The 21,242-nt window shown below is 67.6% G+C and carries 24 protein-coding genes; 2 read left to right on the top strand and 22 right to left on the bottom strand.

The genetic code is table 11. From position 1 onward, the window contains the following. Positions 1–6: 6 nt before the first annotated feature. The 19 genes from ACN9MV_RS10570 to ACN9MV_RS10660 form a co-directional block, all read right to left on the bottom strand. Positions 7–1,398 carry a multicopper oxidase family protein gene (locus tag ACN9MV_RS10570; RefSeq protein WP_426392112.1) on the bottom strand — a complete coding sequence of 464 codons (1,392 nt, stop codon included), beginning with the start codon at positions 1,396–1,398 and terminating at the stop codon, positions 7–9. 1 nt (position 1,399) lies between these two features. Beyond that, on the bottom strand, positions 1,400–2,875 hold the full coding sequence (locus ACN9MV_RS10575) for a TolC family protein (RefSeq protein ID WP_426392113.1): 1,476 nt from the start codon (positions 2,873–2,875) through the stop codon (positions 1,400–1,402). Positions 2,876–2,952: 77 nt separating this feature from the next. Further along, entirely contained in the window at positions 2,953–3,369 is a 417-nt protein-coding gene (locus ACN9MV_RS10580; protein WP_426392115.1) for a hypothetical protein, read from the bottom strand. Between the two features lie 36 nt (positions 3,370–3,405). Next, positions 3,406–3,684, bottom strand: coding sequence for a hypothetical protein (locus tag ACN9MV_RS10585; RefSeq protein ID WP_093058291.1), 279 nt, complete (start codon positions 3,682–3,684; stop codon positions 3,406–3,408). Further along, positions 3,681–4,682 carry a glycerophosphodiester phosphodiesterase gene (locus ACN9MV_RS10590; RefSeq protein ID WP_093058292.1) on the bottom strand — a complete coding sequence of 334 codons (1,002 nt, stop codon included), beginning with the start codon at positions 4,680–4,682 and terminating at the stop codon, positions 3,681–3,683. Before ACN9MV_RS10590 ends, ACN9MV_RS10585 begins: the two co-directional genes overlap by 4 nt. Next, positions 4,679–5,260, bottom strand: coding sequence for a DUF1439 domain-containing protein (locus tag ACN9MV_RS10595; protein ID WP_307617154.1), 582 nt, complete (start codon positions 5,258–5,260; stop codon positions 4,679–4,681). The genes ACN9MV_RS10590 and ACN9MV_RS10595 overlap by 4 nt, the downstream gene beginning before the upstream one ends. Before the next feature lie 57 nt (positions 5,261–5,317). Next, positions 5,318–6,286, bottom strand: coding sequence for a succinylglutamate desuccinylase/aspartoacylase domain-containing protein (locus tag ACN9MV_RS10600; RefSeq protein ID WP_371127407.1), 969 nt, complete (start codon positions 6,284–6,286; stop codon positions 5,318–5,320). A gap of 2 nt (positions 6,287–6,288) precedes the next feature. Beyond that, a complete protein-coding gene (locus tag ACN9MV_RS10605) occupies positions 6,289–7,269 on the bottom strand; it encodes a Bug family tripartite tricarboxylate transporter substrate binding protein (RefSeq protein WP_426392116.1) in 981 nt (326 codons plus the stop codon). Between the two features lie 91 nt (positions 7,270–7,360). Continuing rightward, positions 7,361–8,254: a LysR family transcriptional regulator gene (locus tag ACN9MV_RS10610; protein ID WP_426392117.1), complete on the bottom strand. Its 894-nt coding sequence runs from the start codon at positions 8,252–8,254 to the stop codon at positions 7,361–7,363. A gap of 18 nt (positions 8,255–8,272) precedes the next feature. Next, positions 8,273–8,761: a GNAT family N-acetyltransferase gene (locus ACN9MV_RS10615; protein WP_093177855.1), complete on the bottom strand. Its 489-nt coding sequence runs from the start codon at positions 8,759–8,761 to the stop codon at positions 8,273–8,275. Between the two features lie 54 nt (positions 8,762–8,815). Continuing rightward, the gene (locus tag ACN9MV_RS10620; protein WP_093058298.1) at positions 8,816–9,595 is read right to left on the bottom strand and encodes an amino acid ABC transporter ATP-binding protein; all 780 of its coding nucleotides are present in this window, start codon (positions 9,593–9,595) and stop codon (positions 8,816–8,818) included. After that, the gene (locus ACN9MV_RS10625) at positions 9,579–10,232 is read right to left on the bottom strand and encodes an amino acid ABC transporter permease (RefSeq protein WP_093058299.1); all 654 of its coding nucleotides are present in this window, start codon (positions 10,230–10,232) and stop codon (positions 9,579–9,581) included. The genes ACN9MV_RS10620 and ACN9MV_RS10625 overlap by 17 nt, the downstream gene beginning before the upstream one ends. Positions 10,233–10,256: 24 nt before the next feature. Beyond that, positions 10,257–10,919 (bottom strand): amino acid ABC transporter permease, encoded by a 663-nt coding sequence (locus ACN9MV_RS10630; protein WP_093058300.1) that lies wholly within the window; start codon positions 10,917–10,919, stop codon positions 10,257–10,259. A 15-nt stretch (positions 10,920–10,934) separates the two neighbouring features. Further along, positions 10,935–11,735, bottom strand: a complete 801-nt coding sequence (locus ACN9MV_RS10635; protein WP_093078781.1) for a transporter substrate-binding domain-containing protein — start codon at positions 11,733–11,735, stop codon at positions 10,935–10,937. Further along, positions 11,732–12,514 (bottom strand): GntR family transcriptional regulator, encoded by a 783-nt coding sequence (locus ACN9MV_RS10640; protein WP_307617149.1) that lies wholly within the window; start codon positions 12,512–12,514, stop codon positions 11,732–11,734. The genes ACN9MV_RS10635 and ACN9MV_RS10640 overlap by 4 nt, the downstream gene beginning before the upstream one ends. Before the next feature lie 88 nt (positions 12,515–12,602). Next, on the bottom strand, positions 12,603–13,940 hold the full coding sequence (locus tag ACN9MV_RS10645) for an MFS transporter (RefSeq protein ID WP_426392120.1): 1,338 nt from the start codon (positions 13,938–13,940) through the stop codon (positions 12,603–12,605). A 42-nt stretch (positions 13,941–13,982) separates the two neighbouring features. Continuing rightward, positions 13,983–15,056, bottom strand: a complete 1,074-nt coding sequence (locus ACN9MV_RS10650) for a hypothetical protein (protein ID WP_426392122.1) — start codon at positions 15,054–15,056, stop codon at positions 13,983–13,985. A gap of 34 nt (positions 15,057–15,090) precedes the next feature. Next, the gene (locus ACN9MV_RS10655; RefSeq protein WP_426392124.1) at positions 15,091–15,864 is read right to left on the bottom strand and encodes an SDR family NAD(P)-dependent oxidoreductase; all 774 of its coding nucleotides are present in this window, start codon (positions 15,862–15,864) and stop codon (positions 15,091–15,093) included. Beyond that, a complete protein-coding gene (locus ACN9MV_RS10660; protein WP_426392126.1) occupies positions 15,861–16,379 on the bottom strand; it encodes an ester cyclase in 519 nt (172 codons plus the stop codon). Before ACN9MV_RS10660 ends, ACN9MV_RS10655 begins: the two co-directional genes overlap by 4 nt. 142 nt (positions 16,380–16,521) lie before the next feature. Between ACN9MV_RS10660 and ACN9MV_RS10665 the strand changes: the two genes are divergently transcribed. After that, a complete protein-coding gene (locus ACN9MV_RS10665) occupies positions 16,522–17,247 on the top strand; it encodes a Crp/Fnr family transcriptional regulator (protein WP_426392127.1) in 726 nt (241 codons plus the stop codon). 22 nt (positions 17,248–17,269) lie between these two features. Here ACN9MV_RS10665 and ACN9MV_RS10670 read toward each other — a convergent pair whose 3' ends face one another. Both ACN9MV_RS10670 and ACN9MV_RS10675 read right to left on the bottom strand, forming a co-directional pair. After that, the gene (locus ACN9MV_RS10670) at positions 17,270–18,235 is read right to left on the bottom strand and encodes a Bug family tripartite tricarboxylate transporter substrate binding protein (protein ID WP_093177845.1); all 966 of its coding nucleotides are present in this window, start codon (positions 18,233–18,235) and stop codon (positions 17,270–17,272) included. A 43-nt stretch (positions 18,236–18,278) separates the two neighbouring features. After that, a complete protein-coding gene (locus ACN9MV_RS10675) occupies positions 18,279–18,719 on the bottom strand; it encodes an OsmC family protein (protein WP_426392129.1) in 441 nt (146 codons plus the stop codon). Between the two features lie 216 nt (positions 18,720–18,935). On the opposite strand from ACN9MV_RS10675, the gene ACN9MV_RS10680 reads away from it, so the two are divergent. Next, on the top strand, positions 18,936–20,633 hold the full coding sequence (locus ACN9MV_RS10680; RefSeq protein WP_093177841.1) for a long-chain fatty acid--CoA ligase: 1,698 nt from the start codon (positions 18,936–18,938) through the stop codon (positions 20,631–20,633). Positions 20,634–20,640: 7 nt separating this feature from the next. Here the strand turns inward: ACN9MV_RS10680 and ACN9MV_RS10685 are convergent, their stop codons facing one another. After that, positions 20,641–21,123 carry a tetratricopeptide repeat protein gene (locus ACN9MV_RS10685; protein WP_093058310.1) on the bottom strand — a complete coding sequence of 161 codons (483 nt, stop codon included), beginning with the start codon at positions 21,121–21,123 and terminating at the stop codon, positions 20,641–20,643. Positions 21,124–21,242: the final 119 nt, after the last annotated feature.

Genomic DNA, 21,242 nt, shown 5'->3' on the forward strand with positions numbered 1-21,242 from the left:
AAGGAATCAGTGGTTGTGTGCGCCAGACCCGGAGGGCTTGCGCACGGTTGCGTCGGGGCTGCTGTTCTTCATCGACGGCGCGGGTGTTTCCTTGCGCGTGGCCGGTGGCACGTTCGCGTTCGGCACTTCGCGCGCGACGGTGCCGGGCGGGTGCTTGAACCAACCCGGATCGCGGTAGTCGCCGGGCTTCTGGTCGCGCCGCACCTTCAGCAGCGTGAACATGCCGCCCATTTCGGCCGATCCGAAGGGGCCGGTGCCGGTCATCATCGGCACGGTGTTGTCGGGAATGGGCATTTCCATTTCGCCCATGTCCGCCATGCCCTTGTCGCCCATCACCATGTAGTCGGGCACGAGCTTGCGGATCTTCTCGGCCACGCCCTTGTGGTCCACGCCGATCATGGTGGGCACGTCGTGGCCCATCGGCCCCATGGTGTGGTGCGCCTTGTGGCAGTGCAGCGACCAGTCGCCTTCCTCGTCGGCTATGAATTCCATCTGCCGCATCTGGCCCACCGCGATGTCCACCGACACCTCGGGCCAGCGTGCGGTGCGCGGCACAGGGCCGCCGTCGGTGCCGGTCACCTCGAACTCGTGGCCGTGGATGTGAATGGGGTGGTTGGTCATCGTGAGGTTGCCCACGCGGATGCGCACGCGGTCGCCCTTGCGCACGTTCAGCGTGTCGATGGCCGGGAACACGCGGCTGTTGAAGCTCCAGATGTTGAAGTCGGTCATGGTGTTGACCTTGGGCGTGGCGCTGCCGGGCTCCACGTCGAAGCTGCCGAGCAGGAAGCAGAAGTCGCGCTGCACGGGCTCGATCAGCGGATGGCTGTCCTTCGGGTGCGTGACCCAGAAGCCCATCATCCCCATCGCCATCTGCACCATCTCGTCGGCGTGCGGGTGGTACATGAAGGTGCCGGGCCGGCGCGCGGTGAACTCGTAGACGAAGGTCTTGTCCGGCGGAATGTGCGGCTGAGTGATGCCGCCCACGCCGTCCATGCCGTTGGGCAGGCGCTGGCCGTGCCAGTGCACGGTGGTGTGCTCGGGCAGCCGGTTGGTCACGAAGATGCGCACGCGGTCGCCCTCGACCACCTCGATGGTCGGGCCGGGCGACTGGCCGTTGTAGCCCCACATGTTGACCTTGAAGCCAGGCGCCATCTCGCGCACCACGGGCTCCGCGACTAGGTGGAATTCCTTGACGCCGGCGTTCATGCGCCAGGGCAGCGTCCAGCCGTTGAGCGTGACGACGGGGTTGTAGGGGCGGCCGTTCGGCGGAACGAGCGGTGGCGCGGTGGCGGTGGAGCCTTGCGAAACGGGTTCGGGCAGGGCAGCCATGGCCACGCGGCTCACGGAAGTGGCGGCAACAGCGGTGGCTGCGCCTGCGAAGAAGTTGCGACGGTTCATGTCAATGGCCTCCCGTTGCGGGGGCATCACCGGCCGACGCGGTCTGCGCAGCCGTCATTCCACCGGGCGAGCTGCCCGTGAGCACCAGCTGCAGATCGGTGTCCGCCAGCCAGAAATCGCGCTGCGCCTCGATGCCGGCGTTCACGGCGAGCATGCTGGCGCGCGTTTCGCCAAGCAGCTCCCACACGCTCGCGAGCATGCCGTTGTAGCGAAGGACCATCTCCTCGTTGACCTTCTTGCGCAGCGGCAGCACCTCGTCGCGGTAGCGGCGGGCGATGGCGTAGGCGGTGTTCCAGCCCTGCCATGCTTCGCGCGCCTCGCTCGCGGCCAGCACGCCCACGTCGCGCACGCGGGCGGCCGACTGCAGGTATTGCGCCTCGGCGCGGCCATTGCGGGCCTGTCCCCAGTCGAAGATCGGAATGGGCAGGTCGAGTTCGAAGCCGCGCTTGGTCTTTTTCGTGCGATCGGCGTCGTTGTCGAAGGTGGTGTTGCGCACCACGCCCAGTTCCATCGCGTTGATCACGCTGGTGGCATGCGTCAGGCCCAGCGAGCCGGCCACGGCCGTGTTCTGCGCTTGCGCCGAACGCACGTCGAGGCGGTCGCGCAGCGCCAGCGCCTGCACGTCGCCCAGTTCGGGCGCGGCTTGCGGCAACGGTGGCAGGCGGTCGGGCAGGGTGTAGCCGGCGCGAGCGCCGCTCAGGCCCATCAGGCGCGTGAGCTGCTCGCGGCTAGCGACAGCCGCCTGTTCGGCCCGCGCGAGCTGCGCGGCCGCGTCGGCCAGCAGCAGTTGTTCGCGGGTGCGCTGCAACGCGCTCCAGTTACCGACCTGGGCCATGCGATGCGCGAGTTCGGCGCCGGCTTCCGCGGCCTCCTTCGCGTCGCGCAGGTAGACCACGCTCTGCTGCGCCGCCACCGCGCGCACCCAGGCGCGGCGAGTGTCAGCGGCGAGCGTCAGCACGCTCTGCGCAGCCTGCAGCTTGGCCGCCTCGTGCCGCTGGCCGGCCCATCGGGCCTGCCATGGCAGCGTGACCAGGCCCACCACGTTGAAGCTGACCATCCGCTCGAACTCGCGTTCGCTGCCCTGCGCCAGCCGGCTGAAGGAAAGCACCGGATTCGGCAGGCTCGCGGCCTGCACACGGTCGGCATCGCTAAGTTGCAGGGTGGCGAAGGCGTCTTGCACGCGCGGGCCGTTGATGAGCGCGATGCGTACCGCGGCTTCGACGTTCAGCGGCCTGGCGAGCAGGGCATCGACGCTCCTTTGCGAGGCTTCGTCGGGCGTGCGCTGGGCTGCGGTGCCCGCCATCAGCGGGTTGCCGTTGACCAGCGCCTGCACGTCGGCGGTGCCGCCGTCGGGCGAGAGGCTGGCGCAGCCTGCCAGTATCAGGACGCTCGCGAGTGCAGTGGCGCGTTTGAGCAGCGCGCTACTTCTTCGATAGCAAGGGGGGCCGGCAAGCTGCCGGCGAACAATGGGGTTCACGCTCGATCTCCATGAGCAATACGACGGACGCTGCGAGCCGGAAAGGGCTCACTGCGGACGGACTACGGGCAGGGAGATCAGGAAATGGGCGGCTTCAGGCCCTGTGCGGGCTCTGCGCTGGCGAAGCGGGCCGCGTGTGCCGCGGGCGGCGCCTGGGGCGCGCTGTGCACGATGTCGACGAGGGGCATGCCGCCAAGGGCCACCGTATGGCAGACCTGGCAGGCGGTGCAGGTGCCGCAGCCTTGATGGCCGGTGCCGTCGTTGCTGCTGTTGTCATGCGAACCGGCGTGGTCCGCCATGCCCATCTGCATGTCCATGCTGCTGCCGGCATCCATCGCCTCGTGGCAATGGGCTTCGGTAGCCGCAGTCGCCATGGACACGGCTGCCTCAGCCGCCGGCAGCGAATGCCGCACCATCTCGACCGCCATGGCATCGCCGAGCCAGCCGCGGATGGGCAGCAGGGCGATCATGAGGGCGAGCAGCAGGGTGCGCATGGGCGGGATGATAAACCTGCGTCCTAAGACATCAGTTCAAGACACCAGCTGGCCCCGGGCCTTGTCAACCCACACCTGCAGGTTGTCGAGCAGGTCTTTCTGGCTGAAGGAGCAGCTTTCCTCGCTGAAGAGCGCGCTCGACTCCAGCCGGTCGAGCAGGCTCAGCAGTACCTCGCCGTAGCGCGGTGGCAGGGCGCCGAGCAGCTCGGTGCTGGCGCGGGCTTCGTTCGACAGCGTGGTGACGGAGCCGCCGCCGTCGGTGCGCAGGGCCGCGATGCGCGCGGCGATGGCATCGAGTTGCTGTACGGCGCTCATTGCTTGTTCTTTCCGGGCGGCGGCAGCGACAGCCCGCGCTCGCGCATCAGGTCGCGCAGGATGTCCGGGTAGTCCGTGATGATCCCGTCCGCCCCCCAGTCCATCAGCCGCTGCATGTCGGCGCGCTGGTTCACGGTCCAGGGCAGCACCTTCAGGCCCAGCTTCTGCCCTTCCTTGATGACGGTAGGCGTGAGGTCGGCAAAGGCCGGCGACCAGATCACCGGGCCCGGCGCATTGGCCGAAGCGGCCCTCACCATTTGCGGCACCGAGGCGAAGCCGGCCGCATCGATTCCGGCGGTCCAGCGGCTGTCCTTCAGCGTGCGGGGCGTCGTCAGGTAGGCGCGCGGCAATTGCGGCGCGAGCTTGCCGACCAGCGCCAGCGTGCGCCAGTCGAAGCTCTGGATCGTCACGCGGTCGGCCATCTTCGCCTTGTCGATTTCGGCGAGCAGCGCGCGCACCATCGGCTCGGGCGCGGCGGTTTCCTCAGGCTTGGTCGGGTCGATCTTGGTCTCGATGTTGAAACGCACCGTGGCCGCGTCTGCGCCGCGTGCCTGCACCTGCGCGAACAGCGCGGCCAGAGTGGGAATGCGCTCGCCGTCGCGCGGTTGCTGCAGCGCGAACTGCTTGCCGTAGTTGCTCGTCGGGTTGAGGCGGCCCACGTCGTAGGTCTGCAGCTGGGCCAGCGTGAGCGAGCGGATGGCCGCGCCGGTGTTCGGCGCCAGCCATGCGCCGCTCGCATCGCGCGTGTGGTCGGGGTTGAGCGAGGTGTCGTGAGAGATCACGACAACGCCGTCGGCCGTGAGCCCGATGTCGAGTTCGAGCGTGGTCACGCCAAGGTCGACGGCATTGGAGAACGCGGCCAGCGTGTTCTCGGGTGCCAGCCCGCGTCCGCCGCGGTGGGCTTCGAGGTCGAAGTGCTGCTTGGCCGTGGGCAGGACGGCGGCGCAGCCTGCCATGAGCAGGGCGGAAAGGGCAGCAGAGAGAAGGGCGTATTTCATTTGAGCTGCACTTTGATCCCGTTGTCTTGCACCGTGATGTCGCCGATCTCGTAAGTCTTGCGCCCGACCGTGAGTTCGTCGGCCGTGAAGCTGCGCAGCACCTGGCCCTGCAGCAGTTCCTGCGCGACCACCGCTCCGATCTTCTGCAGCCGCTCGGCGTCGCGGCCTTCGACGCCCTGCAGCTCGAGGCGCTCGGCCTTGGGCTGGTCGAGCCGCAGCGCGCGCGTGGCCGGGTCGTACCTCAGCGCACTGCTGACCGACACCAGGCCCTGCACCGGCGAGGCCGCCAGCAGCGGGCTGGCGATGGTCAGCGTGGCCGTGATGGCCGCGCGGTTGCCGCGTGCGTCCAGGCCCAGCTGCGGATCGCGCAGCCCGACCATGAAGATCTCGGCATAGCGCTCGGCCACCGGGAAGCGCTTGGCGATCTGCGTCTGCAGCTCGTCGCGGGTGGCGGTGTATTCGCTGGTGAAGAAATTGAAGCCGGCCAGCGCCGCGAAGGGCGCCTGCAGGGCCGCGGCGCCCAGCAGCGCGCGCAGTACCCGACGGCGGGAAGTGGGGAACGGGGTGCGGAGGTTCATACCGGCCCGAGCTTGCCACAGCCGCAAAGGTTCCCGCCAGCCGCCCCCGGGGAGGCCTTAGAGGAGCCGGCGACGGGCGTATCGCACCACCGTCACGCCCGGCTTGGCCTGGCGCGTCGAGGGCATGACGAGCACGCAGTCGTCGTAGGGCGTGACCACGGGTTCGCCCTCGTTCCAGCCGATCACGGTGCCCGCGCGTTCGATCACTTCCAGGCCGGTGAAGGGCTGCGCGAAGCGGAAGTCCTCGCCGCGCGCCACCACGGGGCCGGTCACGTCCAGCGCCCACTGCCGGGGTGCGTCGGGCTGCAGCCAGCCGGGCAGTTGCTGCGCGATGGCGGCATCGTCCAGCGTGCCGGCCGCCCGCAGGAAGCGCGCGCACTGGTCCTGCGCCACCGTGCGGCTGGCCGGATCGCCATGGAAACCGCATTCGACCAGCAGTGCGAGGGCGTCGCTTTGCGCGTCGGCATCGGGCGCGCCGAACCGGCCGAAGTCGCGCATGCGCACGCCGTCCTTGTGGCCCGCGTCGATGACCACGTGCTCCGGGCTGCGCATTGCCTGCGCCAGCCGCAGATTGCGCGGCTGGATGCCGGTGAGCGTCAGCGGCGCCGAGGGCTCGTGCATCGAGTGCAGGTCGAGCAGCCAGTCGGCCTGAGTCACATAGGGCAGCAGCGCCGCGGCACGACGCCTCTCCCGCGTGCCACCGGCCTCGATGCGATCGGGCAGCCACTGGCGATTGAGGTCTTCGTCGACAAAGCGCGAGGCATCGTGGTCGGCCACGTCGAAGGTGTCGAAGGCTTCCAGGTTGCAGAACGCCAGCGTGAGCGTGCCGCGCTGCGGGCGCACACCGGCCTCCAGCAGGCCCTTGAGCGCCCAGGCGCCGCACACTTCGTTGCCGTGCACGAGCGCGCTGATCATCACGTGCCGGCCGGGCGCTTCGGCTTCGAAGTGCCAGACGCCTTCGACGCCGGTGTTGCCGGCGCGCCAGGCAGAGAGGTCGGGGGCGGGGAGTTGAAACAGCGTGGACAAGCTCATTCCTTGATGTTGGCGAATTTGACGATGGTCTTGTACTTGGCGGTCTCGGTGACCAGGAATTTGTCGATGTCCACGTTCGACGTCGGGACGACCGAGCTGGTGGCTTCCATCTTCTTGCGGAAGTCGGGCGACTGCAGCGTCTCGTTCAGTGCCGTCTTCAGCCGGGCCAGCACCGGCTCCGGCAGCTTCGCCGGCCCCAGCAGCGCGAACCAGACGCCGATGTCCAGGCCCTTGAGGCTCGGGCTCTCGCTGAGCGCCGGCAAGTCGGGCGTGATGGCCGAGCGCCTGGCCTCGGTGGTGCCCAGCGCCACCATCTTGCCGCTGCGGATGTAGGGCAGGGCGCTGGAGAGGACGAACACGCCGAAGTCGATGTTGCCGCCCAGCAGGTCATTGGTGAGCGGCGCCACGCCGCGGTAGGGCACGTGCGTCATGAACACGCCGCCCTGCTGCTTGAGCATTTCTCCGGCCAGGTGCAGCGAGGTTCCGACGCCGGAGCTGCCGTAGCTGTACTTGCCGGGGTTCTTCTTCAGCAGCGCGAGGAATTCACCGGTGTTCTTCACGCCGGCGCCCGGGGCGGCCACCAGAACCAGCGGCTGCGAGGCAATCAGGCCGATGGGGGTGAAGTCCTTGGGCTCGTACTTCACGTTGCTGTTGACCAGCCTGTTGATTGCCACTTCGTTGCTGGCACCGGCGAGCAGCGTGTAGCCATCGGGCGCGGCATTGGCGACCTTCTGCGCGCCGATGGCGCCACCGGCACCGCCCACGTTGTCGACGATCACCGGTACGCCAAGGCGATGGGACAACTCGACGCCGAGCGCACGCCCTGTGAGATCGGTCGAGCCGCCCGGCGGGTAGGCCACCACCAGCGTGATTGGCTTGTTCGGGTAGGCCTGGGCATTGGCCGGGCCGGCGGCGGCCCAGGCAAGGCCGCACAGGGCCACGGCGACACAGGAGGAGAAAGCATGGGGAAGACGCATCGTTGCCTCGGAGTTGTAGTAATCCTGAGGATTCTGCGGGGCCGATTGTTCTTGCATGGTGCCGTACTGGCACGAAGCCGTGCCGATTGGGCTAGCGCGGCGTCATTGCCCGCCACACATCCTCGGCCAGCGGACCCAGCCGGCGCTTCGGCCGATAGAGCTGAACCTCGAAGCGCACCTCCATGCGCCGGCCGCCCACGGGCACCAGCCGGCCGGCCTTGCAATCGCCCTGCACCATCGACCAGGGCAGCCATGCCACGCCCAGCCCTCTCAGCACGTACTCGTAGAGCGCATCGGCCGAATCGCATTCGATGCGACGCTGGAGGCGCGGCGCCTGCGGATTGTTGGCAAGCAGGTCTTCCACCATGCGGCCCATGGCGAGCGTGCGGGCATAAGACAGAAACGGCACCTGGCCGGTGCCGTCGAAGCTGTGCCTGGCAAGGCCTTGCGCATCGGTGCGCGACACGGGCACAAGCTTGTCGGACGCCACCGTCACGTGGGAAAACTGCCGCCCATCGAGCCGGAAAGTGAGCGCGGCGTGATGAAAGATCAGCGAGAAATCCACCTCGTTGTGTTCCAGCATCCGCACCGTTTCCGCCAGCGCGCCCGTCAGCACGCGCACCTCGCCATCGCGCAGCACGGGTTGCAGCCGCACCAGCCAGTCGGCCATCACCGTGCGCGCGAGCGTGCGGCCCGTGACCAGCGTCACCGTGCGGGCCTGCCTGCCGGCCACGTTGTGCACCTCTTCACGCGAGCCCTCGACGCTGCGCACCACCTGGCTGGCGTTGTCCAGGAAGCTCTCGCCTGCCGCCGTCAGCACGACCGGCGAGCTGCCGCGTTCGATCAGCGTCGCGCCGGCCCACGACTCGAGTGCGCGGATGCGCCGCCCGAAGGCCGGGTGCGTGACGTGGCGAAGCTCGGCCGCGCGCGTGAAGCTGCGCGTCTGCGCCAGCGCGATGAAGTCCTCCATCCATTTGAATTGCATGGTGCGGCGCGAGGCTGGCTAGTTGCCCAAGGGGAGTTCGTAGCGGGCAAAGGACGAGGTACCCTTTTGAATCTCGCTGTGCAGCAGGAAACCGAAGCGTTCGTAGAGGCTTCGCAGGGCCGCCCTGTCTGCCACGCAATCGAGCCGCAGATGCCTGCGCCCGAGCTCGAAGGCGCGCTCTCGTGCAAAGGCCAGGAGGGCGGTCGACACGCCGCGCCCGGCCCACGCCCGGCGAACTGCCAGCTTGTGCACGAACGCCGAACTGCCCGGTTCGATCTCGGGCCAGAAGAAGGGGTCTTCCATGTCGAGCCGCACCACGCCGGCCACGTCGCCGTTTTCGCGTGCGATGAAGTAGCGCCCGGCATCGGTGTCGCGCTGCACGCGTTCGAGGCCGACGTCGGCGGCCGACCACAGCGGACGGCCATCGGCGGCGAGCCATTGGGCGGCTTCGTTCAGAACGGCGGCAACTGTGGCCGCTTCGGAGGGTGTTGCTTGCTCTATGTACATCGCGGTGGCGGAGGATAGCCGACCGACCGCAAGACCCCTCTCGGCCTCAATCACTCAGTCATGCAGCGACGACAGGAACTGCTTGAGCTCCGCCGTCTGCGGATTCCCGAACAGATCCGCCGGTGGCCCCATCTCGTGCACGCGGCCCTGGTGCATGAAGATCACGCGGTCGCTGACCTTGCGCGCGAAGCTCATCTCGTGCGTGACCATCAGCAGCGTCATGCCCTCGTCGGCCAGCGACTCCACCACGCGCAGCACCTCGCCCACCAGCTCGGGGTCGAGCGCCGATGTAATTTCGTCGCACAGCAGCACGGCCGGTTCCATCGCCAGCGCACGGGCGATGGCCACCCGCTGCTGCTGGCCGCCAGAGAGCTGGTCGGGCATGGCGTCGAATTTTTCGGCCAGGCCCACGCGCGTGAGCAGCTTGCGCGCCTGCGAGGCCGCTTCCAGGCTGCCGCGTTTCTTCACCAACGTGGGCGCGAGCATCACGTTCTTGCCGACCGTGAGGTGCGGGAACAGGTTGAAGCTCTGGAAGATCATGCCCACGCGCTGGCGCAGTTCGCGCATGGCCATGGCGCTTTCGTGCAGCAGGGGCTTGCCGTCGACCGTGAGCGAGCCTTCCTGGAACACTTCGAGTCCGTTGATGCAGCGCAGCAGCGTGCTCTTGCCCGAGCCGCTCTTGCCGATGATGGCGATCACCTCGCCGCGCTTCACGTCGAGGTCGATGCCCTTCAGGACTTCGTTGGTGCCGTACGACTTGCGCAGCGCGGTGATGCGCACGATGGGAGCGCCCACCGAGGTGGCGGGTTGTTGCGGTTCAAGCACGGCGGCCATGGGTTTTCCTCTCGAGATTCTTGGCGTACAGGCTCACGGGGAAGCACAGCACGAAATAAAGCAGGGCCACGCAGCTGAACACCACGAAGGGCTTGAAGGTGGCGTTCGAAATCATGCTGCCGGCCTTGGTGAGTTCGACAAAGCCGATCACCGACGCGAGCGCCGTGCCCTTGATGACTTGCACCAGAAAGCCGACCGTTGGCGCAATGGCGATCTTCACGGCCTGCGGAAGAATCACGTGGCGCATCTGCTCGCCGAAGCTCAAGGCCAGGCTGCCCGAGGCTTCCCACTGGCCCTTCGGAATCGAGGCCACGCAGCCGCGCCAGATCTCGGTGAGAAACGCACTGGTGTAGAGCGTGAGCGCCACGCTCGCGGCCGTCCACGCAGACACGTCGATGCCGAACAACGCAATGCCGAAGTAGGCCAGGAACAGCTGCATCAGCAGCGGCGTGCCCTGGAAGAGCTGCACGTAAAGGCTCACGGCCCTGCCGATCGCCTTGCCGCCGCGCATCCGCAAAAACAGCAGCAGCGCGCCCACGAGCCCACCGCCGATGAAGGCGATGAGCGACAGCACGACGGTCCAGCGCAATGCCATCAGCAGGTTGCGCAGGATGTCCCAGAGAGAAAAATCAGCCATGGTGAAAAAGGCCTCGGTATTCGGTCAGCGGCCGAAGAAGAACTTCGGCCCCGCCCAGTCGAGCAGGCGCCGCAGCGCCACCGACAGCGCCAGGTAGATCAGCGTGGCGATGATGAAAGCCTCGAAGGCGCGGAAGTTGCGGCTCTGGATCAGGTTGGCCGCGTAGCTCAGCTCCTCGGTCGAGATCTGCCCGCACACGGCGGAGCCCAGCATCACGATGACGATCTGGCTCACCATCGCGGGCCACACCTTCTTCAGCGCCGGCGGCAGCACCACGCGCAGGAACACCTGTGACTTGCTCAGCGCCAGGCTCACGGCCGCCTCGATCTGCCCCTTGGGCGTGGCCTCGATGCCGGCGCGGATGATCTCGGTGGAATATGCGCCCAGGTTCATCACCATCGCGATCACCGAAGCCACCTCCGGCGAAAGCTTGACGCCCGCCGCCGGCAGCCCGAAAAAGATGAAGAACAGCTGCACGATGAAGGGCGTGTTGCGGATCAGCTCCACATAGGTACCCACGATGGCGCGCAGCCACTTCGGGCCGCCCGAGCGCGCCCATGCGCAGAAGGTGCCGACGATCATGCCCAGCACGGTGCCCACGGCGGTGAGGCCGACGGTCCACGCCACGCCGCGCAACAGCAGCGGCCATTCGGCGAGCACCGCGCCAAAGTCAAACTCGATGTTCATGGCCGCGCAGTTCGATCAGACGGGCAGGTCGCCGGCTGCCTTGCCGAGCCACTTCTTCGACATGGCGTCCAGCGTGCCGTCCTTCTTGGCGGCGGCAATGATTTCGTTGACCTTGGTCTTCAACGCGGTTTCGCCCTTGGCTACGCCGACGAAGCAGGGGCTGTCTTTCAGCAGCAGCTTGAACTCGGCGCTCACCTTCGGATTCTTGGCGAGCATGTCGCCAGCAACCGCCGCGCTGGTCGCGAGGGTTTGCGTCTGGCCGGCCACGAAGGCCGCGATGGTCGCGTTGTTGTCCTCGAAGCGGCGGTAGTCGACGTTCGGCGGCGCCACCTTGTTCAGCTCCTGGTCTTCCATCGCGCCGCGCGTCACGGCGACGGTCTTGCCGGCCATGTCGGCGAAGCTGGTGAGCTTCATGCTCTTGGCGGCGTACACGGCCTGGAAGAAGGGCGCATAAGCCGACGTGAACTCGATCACCTTCTCGCGCTCCGGGTTCTTGCCGAGCGTGGAGATCACCAGGTCGGCCTTCCTGGTCTGCAGGTACGGAATGCGGTTGGCGCTGGTCACGGGCACCAGCTCGACCTTCACGCCGAGCTTGGCGGCGATGAGCTCGGCCATTTCAACGTCGAGGCCCTGCGGCTTCATGTTCTTGTCGACCGAGCCGTAGGGCGGGTAGTCGGTGGGCACGGCGATCTTGATCGTCTTGGCCTTGAGCACGTTGTCGAGCGCGTTCTGGGCGTACGCGCCGCCGGCCGAAGCCAGCATGGCGACTGAAGCAAGCGCAAGGGCGAGGTGGCGTTTGGATGCAGAGAAGGTCATAGCAGGGCTCCTAGGTAAGTCGAAGAATCTGAATCGGGGGATGCGGCGTCGGCAGCCTTGCGGCGCTTTTTGGCCTTGGGCGCCGGGGCGGCATTGGTGTTGTGCAGCGGCGCCAGCGCATCGCGCAGCTGCGCCAGCGGATCGGTGGGCGCCTGCACGCGCAGCGCCGACTGCACCGTGCCGATGTGCGCGGCCATCAATGCTTCGGCGGCGGCATGGTCGCCGCGCTCCAGCGCCGCGACGATCTGCACGTGGTCTTCGCACGACTGCACCGCGTCGTGCGTGGACTGGTAGAGCATGGCGATCAGCGTGGTGCGCGCCGTGTAGTCGCGCAGCGTGTCGGCCAGCAGCGTGTTGCCCAGGCATTCGGCCAGGCACACATGGAAGTCGCCCAGCAGGAAGCTGCGGTTGCCGACGTCGCTTTCTTTCAGTGCGGTCTTTTCACGCTGGAGGTGCGCCTTCAATTGGCGCAGAGCGGTCTTCTCGATCTTTCCGGTGCTGCCCGCACTGCGGATGAGGCCAAGCTCAATGACGCGCCGCGCCTCGAAGGCCTCGCGCGCCTCGTCCTGCGAGGGCTCGATGACGAACCAGCCGCGCCGCGCGCTCACCGTGACGATGCCGCGCGCCGCCAGCCGCGTGAGGGCCTCGCGCACGATGGTGCGGCTGCAGTCGAACAGCATCGCCAGCTGCTGCTCGCCCAGGCGCGAACCCGGCGCGAGCTTCTGCGCCATCACCGCTTCGACGATGCGTGCACTGATTTCGGATGCGGAGATGGCCATAGGCCTGCATACCAGCAGCTTCTGTGCCAACTGGTATGCAAGATCTGTGCACCTAAATGGAACATGACCCCGAAAGGGGCGCGCGGGCTCAGCGCCGGGCTTGTCCCCGGCCCAGTGCGCTCGCCGGCAAGGCCACAAGCATGAGCAATGCCGACAGCACCAGGGCCCCGCTCAGCACGTAGAGGCTGAGGGTGAAGCCGCCCGTCAGCGTCTTCAGCGCGCCGACCATCATCGGCGCCACCAGCCCTGCGCTCCCGCCGATGGTGCTGATGAGCGCGATGCCCGCGGCCGCGGCGCTCTTCGACATGAAATTGCCGGGCACCGACCAGAGCACTGTGAACGCGGCGGAAATGCCCATGGCCGCCAGCGCCAGGCACAGCACGGCGGCAAAGGCGTTGTGCATGAAGAGCGTGGTCAGCGCCAGCCCGGCGGCGCCCACCACTGCGCTCAGCGCAAAGTGCCAGCGGCGCTCCTTGCACCGGTCCGAATGCCGCCCCACGACGATGTTGGCCGCAATGCCCGCCACCGCCGGAATGACCGAATAGAAGCCGATCTGCAGCACGCTGAGCCCCATCGACTTCAGGATCGTGGGCTGCCAGAACGACATGGCGTAGATGCCCAGGATGATCAGGAACGACATGAAGCCGATCAGCCAGACCCGGGCGTCGCGCATGGCCGCGCCGAAGGTGTGGCGCCCGGTGGCGCCGTTCGCGGCCTGGTCTTCGGCCAGCAGGCGCGTCACGCGCTGCTTCTCGACTGCGGACAGCCAGGCCGCCTGCGACGGACTGTTCGACAGCCAGCGGAACGCCGCCACGCCCAGCAGCACGCTCGGAATGCCTTCGAGCAGGAACAGCCACTGCCAGCCGCGCAGCGACAGCACGCCGTCCAGGTAGGTCATGGTGAGCCCGGCGATCGGCCCTGCCACGATGGGCGCCGCGCCGAAAGCCATGAAGAACAGCGCGGTGGCCTGTGCGCGGCGGTGCGACGGGAACCACAGCGTCAGGTAGAACAGCACGCCCGGCGCGAAGCCGGCCTCGAACACGCCGATGAGAAAGCGCAGCACGTAGAACTGCGTGGGCGTGGTTGCGAACATCATCGCCGCCGATGCCAGCCCCCACAGGCCCATGATGCGCAGCAGCGTTGCGCGCACGCCGATCTTCGCGAGCATCAGGTTGCTCGGAATCTCGAACACCGCATAGCCGATGAAGAATATGCCCGCGCCCAGGCCGAACACCGCGTCGCTGAAGCCCAGCTGGTCCTTCATCTGCAGCTGTGCATAGCCGACATTGGTGCGGTCGAGATAGTTCAGCACGTAGCAGGCGCACAGCAGCGGCATCAGGCGCCAGGTGATCTTGCGGAAGAGCGCGGCGTCGGTGGTGTCGGCCGGCGTGCGTGCGTCCGCGGCATCGAGGGTGGCGGTGTTCATCGTCTGTGTCTCCTTCTGTGTTGTTCCTGCGGCGGCGGCGTTTCAGGCGACGGTGGGCGTGCCGAAGCAGGTCTCGCCCCACAGGTGGCTGGCCGGCGCGCCCGGAAACAGCCAGTGCGGCGAGCATTCGGCCGACGGCACCACGTTGCTGAACCCGTGCGAGGACGAGGTGCCGGCGAGAGTCTTCTCCAGCACCATCGACAGGTACTGGTCGTTGCTGCTTTCCTGCGTGTTGCCGTTGAGGATCACCTCCGCGCCGGTAGCCTGCGCGTAGCGGCGGATGCCGTTGTGCCGCGACTGCAGCGGCGCCCAGCTGTCGGCCGCCACGCCGTTCTCGCTGCTCACGCGCAGGCCGTCGGCGATGCGGTAGACCAGCGAATGGTTGCCCTCTGTGTGGCCCGGCGTATGCACCAGCGCAAGGCCGCGGCCCAGCTGGATGCTGCCGTCGAAGGGCACGATGCGCTCGGCCGGCACGCCTTCGAGCCCGCGCGGGCAGTACCACTCGGCCTGCACCGGCAGCAAGCCTTGCACGCTGGCGAGTTCCTGGCGGTGCACCAGCAGCCTGGCGTTCGGCAGCAGGCCCGGCATGGCGGCGCTGCCGAGCCAGCGGCGTACGTCCTGCGTGTGCAGGTGGTCGTAGGTGATGTAGTCGATCTGCTCCGGCGCGACGCCGCAGCTTGCCAGCGCCTGCAGGACAGTCTGGTAGACCGGTGCGATGGCCTTGTGCAGAAATTTCGGCGTTTGCTCGCCCAGGCGCTTGAAGTAGGGCGTTTCGTTGCCGGCCTCGAAGTCGGCCGGCGTGAACAGCAGTGTGCGCAGGCGGCCCTCGAAGTCGTCGTACTGGATCAGCACGGTGCGCGCCAGCAGGTGGACCATGTGCGGCTTGAGCAGCTGCTGCGAATACACGCCGGTGAAGGCGAACCATGCGGGGTACGGAATGCGCAGCAGGTTGAAGCTGCGCGCGAAGCGCACCGGCGGCGCATCGAGCAGGCGTTCGCGCAGGCCTTCGGCTGAGCGGCGGATGGCGTGCAGGCGGTCTTGCGGCATGGCGGCGCCGCGGGTGCCGTCGAAATCCGCCAGGTGTGCGAAGCCGGTTGGGTCGGGGTCTCGGGTCATGGGAAGTTCTCCTTGGCTTTTGGCGCGCAGGCTCTCAGTACATCGAGCGGCCGCCCGAAATGTCGAACACCGCGCCGGTGCTGAAAGAGCAGTCGTCCGACGCCAGCCATGCCGCCATCGCGGCCACCTCGTCGACCTCGACGAAGCGCCCCATCGGCACGCGCGAGAGCAGGGCGGTGCGCAGTTGCTCGCGGTGCTCGGCGGGCACGGCCGCGAACACTTCGGTGTCGGCCGCCGAGGGCGTGATGCAGTTCACCAGCACGCCCGATGCAGCCAGCTCCTTGCCGAGCGACTTGGTCAGCGAAATGAGGCCGGCCTTGGAGGCCGAGTAGGCGGCGTTGAAGCCGTTGCCCTCCTTGCCGGCAACCGAGGCGATGTTGACGATGCGGCCACGCCGGCGGGCGAGCATCACCGGTGCGACCGCGCGGCAGCACAGCCATGCGCCCGTCAGGTTGATGTCGAGCACATTGCGCCACTGCGCGGGCGTGTGCTCCCAGGCAGGCACGGTCGGGCCGAGCACGCCCGCGTTGTTCACGAGGATGTCAATGCCGCCGAAGCGTTCCTGCGACTGGGCGGCGGCACGGGCGACCTGGTCTTCGTCGCGCACGTCGACGACTGCCGAGGTGGCGGTGCCGAGCGGCGCGAGCGTTTGCAGCGCATTTGCCAGTACTGACGCATCGAGGTCCCACAGCGCGACGCTGGCGCCGGCTGCCAGATAGCGCCGCGCTATTGCAAGGCCGATGCCGCGCGCGCCGCCCGTCACGATGGCGTGGCGGCCTGCGAGCGCATCGTTGCGCAGCGCAGTCATGCAGCCGCCGCCTCGGGTGCGCGAGTTGCGGCTGGCTGCTCCAGCAACCCGCCTACCAGCGCGGCGACATGCTCCGCGGGCACACCGGCCAGCAGCTGCCGAAGCATCGTCAGCGTGTCGAAGTACACGCGCTCGCACACCAGCCGGTCGCCTTCGAAGATGAAGAACGCGTTCATGCGGCAGCGAAAGCTGTTGCCTGTCGGCGGCAGGCCTTTGAGCGGACCGCGGTGCGTGCCCAGCAGCCAGAACTCGACGACCACCGAATCGTCGGCGTGCCGCAACTGGATGATCTCGTGCCGCTGGTCGGGAAAGGCGCGGCGCGTGTCGGCGTAGTACTGGCGCACGTCGGCAATGCCGTCGTGCACTTCGCCGCCGGGAATCAGCTCGTAGTGCGGATGCGGGAAGGTGCCGAGCACGGCGTCGAAGTCCTGCCGGGTCTCGTCTGCGAAGTGGTCGAGCACGAGGCGCTCGCGGCGGGCTTGAAGTTCGGTGCGTGGGGTGTTGTTGTCGTTCATCGGGGTGTGCTCCATGTGACAGGGATGACAGGTGACATCGGGTTGCTGCGAATGCGCAGGTCCGGGCTCGCTGCTTACTATCGGCACGCTCCCGCAACAAGACTGTCCGGTGTTGGCAATCGCCGCTCGGGACAAACCCGCGATGCCACGCACGCCCCCTTCATCCAACGCCACCAGCGCCGCGCCGGACGCACAGCCGTCACCGGTGCACAACAGCGACATGCGGCTGGCCGGGGACGTGCAGCAGCGGCTGCTCGCCGTGGCGCACCGGCGCATGCTGGCGCGCGGCGAGTCGCTCTTTCACAAGGGGTCGTCGCCCGATGCGCTGTTCGGCGTGGTCAGCGGTTCGTTGCGCGTGAGCGTGGTCGCGCCGGGCGGGCGCGAGGCGGTGATCGCGATGCTCGAACCCGGCCACTGGTTCGGCGAGGTGTCGCTGCTGGTCGGGCGCGAGCGCGTCTACGACACCTGCGCGGTCGACACGACCGAGATGGCGGTGGTCGCGGCGGCCGATTTTCACCGGCTGGTGGCCGAACATCCCGACGTGCACATGGCCTTCACCCGGCTGGTCTGCCTGAGGCTGCGCCAGGCGCTGGCGTGGATCGACGACGTGATCCTGATGCCGCTGCAGGTGCGGCTCGCGCACCGGCTGCTCACGCTGGACGCGCGCGCTCAAAGCCCGGGCGAGGGCGGCGGCACGCTGCTGGGCGTGTCGCAGGAAGACCTGTCGTTCATGCTCGGCGTGTCGCGCCAGAGCGTGAACCGGCAGCTGAAGCTGTGGGAAGAAGACGGCACGCTGCGCGTGCGCTACCGCAGCATCGAGCTTCTGGACCGTGCGCAGCTGGAGCGGCATGCGGCTACCCCGCGCTGAGCCGCGCTGAAGGCGTGCCGAATCAGTCCATCCGCGCGCCCGACGCCTTCACGGCCTTTTCCCAGCGCGGCGTTTCCGTCGCCAGGAAGCGTGCGAAATCCTCGCTGCCCAGGAAGGCCGGGTCTGCGCCCTGGCTCACCATGCGGTCGCGCACCTCGGGGTTGTTCAGCACCTGCCTGAATGCGTCGCTGAGTTTGGCGACCACGTCTTTCGGCGTGTCCTTCGGCGCGAAGAAGCCATAGAAGCCCACCACCTCGAAGCCCTTGACGCCCGACTCGATCACGGTCGGTACGTCGGGCAGGGCGGGGTTGCGCTCGCGGCTGGTCACGGCCAGTGCGCGCACCTTGCCCTGCTTGTGATAGTTGGCAGCTTGCGGAATCGACTCGGCCATGAACTGCACCTGCCCGCCCATCAGGTCGGTGAAGGCCGGCGCACTGCCGCGGTAGGGGATGTGCACCATGAAGATGCCCGTCGCGGTCTTGAACATCTCGGGCACCAGGTGGCTGATGCCGCCGTTGCCGGCCGAGCCGTAGTTGACCTGGCCCGGCCGCGCCTTGGCGTAGTCGACGAACTGCTTGAGGTTCTGCACCGGCAGCTTGGGCGTGACCAGCAGCGCCAGCGGCTGCATGGCGGTGCGCGCGATGGGCACGAAGTCGCGCTGCGTGTTGTAGGGCAGCTTGCTGTAGAGCGCGCCGTTGATGACGGCCACGCCGGTGTTGGCCAGCATCAGCGTGTAGCCGTCGGCCGGGCTCTTGGCGACTGCGTCGGCGCCGACCGAGCCGCCCGCGCCGGGCTTGTAGTCGACGATCAGCGGCTGGCCGAGCACGGCCTGCAGCTTGTCGGTGAGCAGGCGCGCGTGCTGGTCGAGCGGGCCGCCGGCCGGAAAGCCGATGACGACCTTGATCGGCTTGTCGGGGTAGGCCGCCATCGCGGCCGTGCCGAGGGCGAAAGAAAGGACCGCGAGCGCGGTCCGGGCAGGCTTGTTCATGATCCGTCTCCTTTTTATTGGGAGACGATCATAAGCAGCGCACTCAGCTGGCCAGCGTGGCCTTCAGCGTGATCTCGGGCACGCTCGCCAGCGCCTTCGACAGCGGGCAGCCGGCCTTGGCGGCGGCCGCGATCTGCTGGAACCTGGCTTCGTCGAGGTTCGGCACGGAGGCGTCGAGTTCGAGCGCAATACGGTCGATCTTGAAGCCATCGCCGTCCTTGGCCAGCCGCACGGCGGCCCTGGTGTCGATCTTCGTGGCGGCCAGGCCTTCTCTTTCGAGCGCGAAGGCGAAGGCCATCGTGAGGCAGGCGGCATGCGCCGCGCCGACGATTTCTTCGGGGTTGGTGCCGCGCTTGTCGTCCTCGAAGCGGCTGGCGAAGCCGTAGGGGTAGTCTTTCAGGGCGCCGGTCTCGGTGCTGACCTGGCCCTTGCCGGTCTTGCCGGCACCTTCCCAGTGAACGCTTGCGTGCTTTTCTGCTGCCATGTGAGTTCCTTCATTCGGTGGGTGGGGGGCTGACAGGTATCGCGCGGAAGGCGGCCCGTGTCTGTAGTCGCAAGGCGCGAGAGCAGAAGGTTGCGCATGTGAGAAGAAATGGCGTCACCTAGGCGACGCTCCGGGGGCTTCCCCGATGGGAGCGGCGGCCTTGGCGGCTTAGGCTGGCGGGCTGTCGCGCTTTTCTTTGTCCCGCCTGTACTCACCATGCAACAACGCCCGCATTACAAGTTCTGGCCCAAACGCCTCCCGCATTCGATTACCGTCCCCGCCACCTCCCTCTGGCACAACCTGGCCACCTCGGCCGCACGCTATCCCGACAAGCCCGCGCTCGTATTCTTCGGCCGCGTGATCAGCTACCGCGAGTTCGCCGCCCAGGCCGAGCGCCTGGCCGGCGCGCTGCACGCGCTGGGCGTGAAGCGCGGCGACCGCGTGATCCTGGACATGCAGAACTGCCCGCAGCTGGTGATCGCGCATTTCGCGATCCTGCGCGCCAATGCGGTGGTGGTGCCGGTCAACCCGATGAACCGGGCCGAGGAGCTCAAGCACTACATCACCGATCCCGACGCCAAGGTGGCCATCATCACCGGCGATCTGGCGCCCGAATTGGCCAAGGCCAGCAATGCGCTGCCACCCGAGCATCGGCTCGCCCACATGATCGTGACCCAGTTCACCGACGCCTTCGACGCCGACGCGTCGGGCGACGACGCCCCGGCCCCCGCCTGGAAAGACTGGCTCACCACCCGCCATCCGCTGCCCGCGCTGGACGGCGGCAAGGTCATCGCCTGGACCGACGCGCTCGAGGCCGGTCATCCGCCGCCCGAGCACGTGGTGGGCGCCGACGACATGGCGCTGCTGCCCTACACCAGCGGCACCACCGGCCTGCCCAAGGGCTGCATCCACCACCATTCGAGCTTGATGCACAACGCGGTCTCCGGCCAGATGTGGGGCGGGTCGACCTCGGAGACGGTGGTGCTGGCCGTGGTGCCCATGTTCCACATCACCGGCGTGGTGAGCATGATGCACACGGCCATCCTCGCAGCGGCCACGCTGATCATCATGCCGCGCTGGGACCGCGACGTGGCCGGCCGGCTGATCTCGCGCTGGAAGGTAACGGCCTGGACCAACATCCCGACCATGGTCATCGACCTCATGGCCAGCCCCAACTTCGCGAGCTATGACCTGTCGAGCATGACCTACATCGGCGGTGGCGGCGCGGCGATGCCGCAGGCCGTGGCGCAGCGCCTGCTCGAGCAGTACGGGCTGAAGTACCAGGAGGGCTATGGCCTCACTGAAACCGCCGCGCCCTCGCACACCAACCCGTCGGACCATCCCAAGCAGCAATGCCTGGGCATTCCGTTCATGAGCACCGACGCGCGCGTGGTCGACCCCGACACGCTGAAGGAGATGCCCATCGGCGAATCAGGCGAAATCATCATCCACGGCCCCGAGGTGTTCCAGGGCTACTGGAAGCGCCCCGACGCCACGGCCGCCGCATTCGTCGAATTCGAGGGCAAGCGCTTCTTCCGTTCGGGCGACATGGGCCGCATGGACGAGGACGGCTACTTCTTCATCACCGACCGTCTCAAGCGGATGATCAATGCGAGCGGCTTCAAGGTGTGGCCGGCCGAGGTCGAGTTGCTGATGTTCCGCCACCCCGCGATCCAGGAGGCCTGCGTCATCTCGACCAAGGACGACTACCGCGGCGAGTCGGTCAAGGCCGTCGTGGTGCTGCGCGCCACGCACAAGGACACGACCGAGCAGCAGATCATCGACTGGTGCCGCGAGAACATGGCTGTCTACAAGATTCCGCGCAAGGTGCAGTTCGTCGATACGCTGCCGAAGAGCGGCAGCGGGAAGGTGATGTGGCGGTTGCTGCAGGAGGACGAGAACGCGGCGAAGTGAGCGCGCTTCACTTGATGAGGCCCAGCGACTTCAGCAGCGCCCCCGCCTCCGTGCGTCCGTTCGGAGTGATGGACTGCGAGGCCACCGCCTTGCCCAGGTAGTCCACCACCTTGTGCCGGTTCTGGTTCGGCCCTTCCCACAGGAAGAGCCGTCCCAGCTCCAGCGCCGCATCGCCGTCGCCCTGCGCATAGGCCTTCTCGAACCAGAAGCGCGCCCAGCGGAAATTGCCCTCGTCGCGGTAGCAGATGGCGAGGTTGGCGCACCCCGCCACGTCGCCCGCCTTGGCGGCCTTGCGGTACCAGTCGCGCGCGGCCGCGGGGTTCTTCTTCACGCCGATGCCGTGGTCGAGGAAATAGCCGACGCTGTTGAGCGCGTGGGTCTCGCCCGCGGCCGCGGCCTTGAGGAACAGCGAGAGGGCCTTCTTGTGCGCGCCAGCGTCCCATGCGTCGTTGGCCGCGAGGAACCAGTCGTCCTGGGTGGGTTCTTGCATGGTGCGTGCTCTCCTTCGAAGCGTGGTTCAAAAGAAAAAGTCTGTGTACCGATCGGTTCCGCCGGGTGGATCACTTAGCCTCGATCGGTCCTGCCATTCTGCCTATCTCGCCGCTTCTT

Origin of the sequence: Variovorax sp. R-27, from assembly GCF_049913215.1 — a bacterium.
In the GTDB taxonomy this organism is placed as follows: domain Bacteria; phylum Pseudomonadota; class Gammaproteobacteria; order Burkholderiales; family Burkholderiaceae_C; genus Variovorax.

What these genes read in the sequence shown, in the direction of transcription:
- ACN9MV_RS10605 (WP_426392116.1), bottom strand. Translation starts at nt 7,269, where the DNA reads ATGCGTCTTCCCCATGCTTTCTCCTCCTGTGTCGCCGTGGCCCTGTGC.
- ACN9MV_RS10625 (WP_093058299.1), bottom strand. Translation starts at nt 10,232, where the DNA reads ATGGCTGATTTTTCTCTCTGGGACATCCTGCGCAACCTGCTGATGGCA.
- ACN9MV_RS10635 (WP_093078781.1), bottom strand. Translation starts at nt 11,735, where the DNA reads ATGACCTTCTCTGCATCCAAACGCCACCTCGCCCTTGCGCTTGCTTCA.
- ACN9MV_RS10620 (WP_093058298.1), bottom strand. Translation starts at nt 9,595, where the DNA reads ATGGCCGCCGTGCTTGAACCGCAACAACCCGCCACCTCGGTGGGCGCT.
- ACN9MV_RS10615 (WP_093177855.1), bottom strand. Translation starts at nt 8,761, where the DNA reads ATGTACATAGAGCAAGCAACACCCTCCGAAGCGGCCACAGTTGCCGCC.
- ACN9MV_RS10650 (WP_426392122.1), bottom strand. Translation starts at nt 15,056, where the DNA reads ATGACCCGAGACCCCGACCCAACCGGCTTCGCACACCTGGCGGATTTC.
- ACN9MV_RS10570 (WP_426392112.1), bottom strand. Translation starts at nt 1,398, where the DNA reads ATGAACCGTCGCAACTTCTTCGCAGGCGCAGCCACCGCTGTTGCCGCC.
- ACN9MV_RS10610 (WP_426392117.1), bottom strand. Translation starts at nt 8,254, where the DNA reads ATGCAATTCAAATGGATGGAGGACTTCATCGCGCTGGCGCAGACGCGC.
- ACN9MV_RS10580 (WP_426392115.1), bottom strand. Translation starts at nt 3,369, where the DNA reads ATGCGCACCCTGCTGCTCGCCCTCATGATCGCCCTGCTGCCCATCCGC.
- ACN9MV_RS10595 (WP_307617154.1), bottom strand. Translation starts at nt 5,260, where the DNA reads ATGAACCTCCGCACCCCGTTCCCCACTTCCCGCCGTCGGGTACTGCGC.
- ACN9MV_RS10680 (WP_093177841.1), top strand. Translation starts at nt 18,936, where the DNA reads ATGCAACAACGCCCGCATTACAAGTTCTGGCCCAAACGCCTCCCGCAT.
- ACN9MV_RS10670 (WP_093177845.1), bottom strand. Translation starts at nt 18,235, where the DNA reads ATGAACAAGCCTGCCCGGACCGCGCTCGCGGTCCTTTCTTTCGCCCTC.
- ACN9MV_RS10590 (WP_093058292.1), bottom strand. Translation starts at nt 4,682, where the DNA reads ATGAAATACGCCCTTCTCTCTGCTGCCCTTTCCGCCCTGCTCATGGCA.
- ACN9MV_RS10685 (WP_093058310.1), bottom strand. Translation starts at nt 21,123, where the DNA reads ATGCAAGAACCCACCCAGGACGACTGGTTCCTCGCGGCCAACGACGCA.
- ACN9MV_RS10585 (WP_093058291.1), bottom strand. Translation starts at nt 3,684, where the DNA reads ATGAGCGCCGTACAGCAACTCGATGCCATCGCCGCGCGCATCGCGGCC.
- ACN9MV_RS10630 (WP_093058300.1), bottom strand. Translation starts at nt 10,919, where the DNA reads ATGAACATCGAGTTTGACTTTGGCGCGGTGCTCGCCGAATGGCCGCTG.
- ACN9MV_RS10645 (WP_426392120.1), bottom strand. Translation starts at nt 13,940, where the DNA reads ATGAACACCGCCACCCTCGATGCCGCGGACGCACGCACGCCGGCCGAC.
- ACN9MV_RS10660 (WP_426392126.1), bottom strand. Translation starts at nt 16,379, where the DNA reads ATGAACGACAACAACACCCCACGCACCGAACTTCAAGCCCGCCGCGAG.
- ACN9MV_RS10675 (WP_426392129.1), bottom strand. Translation starts at nt 18,719, where the DNA reads ATGGCAGCAGAAAAGCACGCAAGCGTTCACTGGGAAGGTGCCGGCAAG.
- ACN9MV_RS10640 (WP_307617149.1), bottom strand. Translation starts at nt 12,514, where the DNA reads ATGGCCATCTCCGCATCCGAAATCAGTGCACGCATCGTCGAAGCGGTG.
- ACN9MV_RS10655 (WP_426392124.1), bottom strand. Translation starts at nt 15,864, where the DNA reads ATGACTGCGCTGCGCAACGATGCGCTCGCAGGCCGCCACGCCATCGTG.
- ACN9MV_RS10665 (WP_426392127.1), top strand. Translation starts at nt 16,522, where the DNA reads ATGCCACGCACGCCCCCTTCATCCAACGCCACCAGCGCCGCGCCGGAC.